Consider the following 2846-nt stretch of genomic DNA (forward strand, 5'->3'; position numbering starts at 1 on the left):
TTCATCAACCACAAGGCCAGCGGGAAGATCGGCATCAAGCAGAGGTACTCGATCTGCTCCACGAACTTGCGGAACAACGGGCTGTAAATGGTGTTGGGCACCACCGCGGCAGCGGTCAGACCCGCCGCGGGCAACAGAACCAGGATCGCCGCTCCGACGGCAACCGCGATCGGCGAGTGCAGCTCCAGCACGTACCGCCCGACCACCGCCGCGACGATCAGCACCGCCGTCACCGCCAGCGTGATCGCCTGCCAACGGTCGATGTAAGAGCGGCCGCGCAGCATCAGGAAGCCAGCGGTGAATCCAGCCAGCAGCAGCGGCAGCCACCGCTGCCCGGTGTGCGGGTCGGACAGCCCGGTGGTGCACACAACCACCAGCACGCCCAAGCCCACCAGTAAGCCAGTCAGGAATGACCGCGCTCGTTCGGCGCGCAGCACGACCTCACGCACCGACGACGGTCCTTCCAGGGTGGGCGAGCCGCCACCGGACACCGCGACCGTGGTCGGCAGATCGGGCCGGGCCTCGAACACCCAGCGACTGGTGGCGGACGGGAACACGGGCAGCCGGATGCCCGACAGCCAGCGGGACAGCGCCGGAGCGCCGTGGTAGGCCAGCACGGCAACCAACAGCACCGTGCTCAGCAAGGTCACCACGCCGGTCCCCAGCAGCATCCGCGCCAGGTAGGCCAGCGTCGCGACAATGCTGACGGTCACCAAGGCGGTGTACATGCCCAGCCGACGTCCGGTGAAGCGCAGCAGAATCAGGGCGAAGACGCCGAGGACCCCGAAGCCCAGCACCCCGCTGGGCGCACCGACTGGCCCGGGCGGAACCGACGCCGCCATCACGGCCAGCGGCGCCAGACCGCTCAACAGGATGAGGTCGCCGACTCGCCGTTCCGGCACAGAGTCGGCTCGCAGCAGGATGAGCGTCGCGACCGCGAACACCAGCACCGTGATGACCGCGGATAGGGCGGCGGACAGCCAGGAGTCACTGTGGAAGCGCCACCAGCCCAGCGCAGCGCTGGCCAGCAGCACTCCGGTTGCCACCATCGTGGCACCGACCTGCACCGCGGTTACTGGGTCGATCGGTGCGAAGCGCTTGCCGAGGTTGGTCGCCACCGCCGTCGATATGTGCTCGATGACCTGTGAGCGGTGCTCGGTGTCTTCGAGGAACCTCAGCCACAGCCGGTCGCCGTCGTAGACGTCCTGCTCGGTCAGCGACTGCGTGGCCCGCAGCGGAGTGCCGTCGACCAGGCACAGCGCCCACCGGCCTCGCCCGTGCGCCTCGAGGACGGCCAGACCGAGCTCACGCAACCGGCTGTTGACGACTTTGAGCAGCGGGTCGATCATCACCGACACCGGAGCGGCAGCGTCCAGCAGGACGCCGATCTGCACGCCTTCGCCGGCGATGATGCTGACTACGGCCGCCCGAGAGGTTGATACGGCTTCGGACCCAGGCTGCGGCACCTCGACTACCGCGGTCACTGTGTCACCACCTCAACGGTGCCGGTTCCGATGAATTCGGTGTCCATGTGCCTCGCCTCGCAATTGTGAATTGTGCTGTCGGGGGAAATCTCGGGCCTTATTCTAGGGCAATATCGGCCGCTCGCATCTCGAGCGAGAGTTTTGTTAAAAGCTTTGTTGCGTCGGCATTTCGCCACGAAGCGTTAAACTCTTCGATGCGTTTTCCACTCGCCGTAGGGCAGTGTGTCTAATACCGTCTTCACCCCTACTTGGACCAGCTGCGGTGTGGCCGGACAGATGGCCAGCCAGGTCTCCCCCGAACCCGCTGTACGAGCCTGCTGGTACATCGCGATGCGGCCGCCGGAGCCGTCCTTCAGCGACAGCACCGACGCGCTCGGACCTTTCGCGTCGTCGCGATACTGCCGCGCGTAAACGGCCGCTTCAGCTTGCGGCTCGGCCAATGCCTGCCCCAGCGCGGCGACGGTGGCCGCGCTGATGCCCAGTCGCCGCAGGTCGCCGCCGGAGAAGACGTTGAAGCCGGCGTTCTGCCACGCTTTGGTGGCTTCCAGCATCTCGTCCAGCGGCACGTTGACCGCGTTGATCTGGGCCGGGTCCGCGTGGTGGATCGACTCCAGTCCGTCGAAGGCCAGTGCCGCGATCGAGGCGGAATCGGTGACCGCCACATCGTCGACCGTGATCTCGTTGCCGACTCGGACGGCCGAGACCCAGTGGGTGCCTCGCCGTGCCAGCACCACCCGGAACTCGTTCTCCGGAATGTCGCGCGACCCCACCTGCTGCGGCTCTTCTTCCTCGTCGGGAACGCCGTAGCGCAGCTTTCCCCGCGACAGCAGCGCTATGACCTCGAGGTCAGGCGCCGCGAGCACCCGCATGCGAGCGGCGATGTGCTCGTTGACGTCTTCTTCGACCACGATGCCCTGTTCGCGCATCACCGCCATGCCGGGATGCTGATAAAGCCAGTCGCTCGAATCAGTCGCTACGAATGGCCGGCACCGCAGTTCCGGTGCCACGTGGCGGATATCCAGCAACGCCTGCAGCATCCAGAAGCCTTCGACGTTGACCGTGACGTCAGTGCGGGTTTGTTGATCCATCACCAATTCTCATAACAGTTCGGGTGAAGCACATACCGCAGGACGCGGTAGCACACCAATTAGTTTAGGTGTGCTACCGCGCCTGGGGTAGGGATCAGGCCCAGCTGCTGCCGACGGCGCTGTCGGTGCTGGCCATGTTGGAGCCGGCCGACTGCACTTTTTGGCCGTGGGAGTTGGCCTGCTCGTAGATGACCTGGAAGTTGCGGCCCAACTGGGTGATGAACTCCTGGCAGGCCACCGAACCCGAGCCGCCCCAGAAGTCACCGGCAGCCAG

General features: G+C 66.0%; 3 protein-coding genes. All 3 read right to left on the reverse strand.

Going from position 1 to position 2846, the window contains the following annotated elements; genetic code table 11:
* A partial coding sequence (gene eccD / locus WA317_RS08655) for a type VII secretion integral membrane protein EccD (protein WP_425172639.1) occupies nucleotides 1-1484 on the reverse strand: 1484 nt, incomplete at its 3' end.
* 182 nt (nucleotides 1485-1666) lie between these two features.
* Nucleotides 1667-2572: an ESX secretion-associated protein EspG gene (locus tag WA317_RS08660; protein WP_425172640.1), complete on the reverse strand. Its 906-nt coding sequence runs from the start codon at nucleotides 2570-2572 to the stop codon at nucleotides 1667-1669.
* 94 nt (nucleotides 2573-2666) lie between these two features.
* Nucleotides 2667-2846: WXG100 family type VII secretion target (locus WA317_RS08665; RefSeq protein ID WP_425172641.1), on the reverse strand; the 180-nt coding region annotated here is incomplete at its 5' end.

This window comes from Mycobacterium sp. (assembly GCF_049802695.1).
Classification (GTDB): Bacteria; Actinomycetota; Actinomycetes; order Mycobacteriales; family Mycobacteriaceae; genus Mycobacterium.